Genomic DNA, 294 nt, shown 5'->3' on the forward strand with positions numbered 1-294 from the left:
TCAGTACCGTCTCGCCGTCCACCTTCAGTTCGGGGGTGACCGAGATCAGGTAGGCGGGGATGGTGTCGGGCAGTTGGCTGAGATCGGTGATCTCTCCCTCCGGTAAGAGGGCGAGCAGCGCCGCCTCGTCCTCGGCGCTGCTCGGCTTGAAGGAGATGGTCACCTTTCGATTGTTCAGCTTCGGGAAGGGATAGGCGACCACCCGGGTGGCGCTACCGAGTCCGTCGTTGCCGAAGCCGAGGGTGACGCGATGTTGCAGCGCCGCGGGCAGCGCGCCGTAGGTGGCGCCCCGGG

Annotated in this window: 1 pseudogene; it reads right to left on the bottom strand. The window is 66.7% G+C overall.

The annotated features are described in order from the left end of the window. Window positions 1–294: pseudogene (locus tag ACYQ2W_RS26790) on the bottom strand (transglutaminase domain-containing protein); the annotation flags it as partial.

The sequence above is a fragment of the Endothiovibrio diazotrophicus genome (assembly GCF_054657215.1).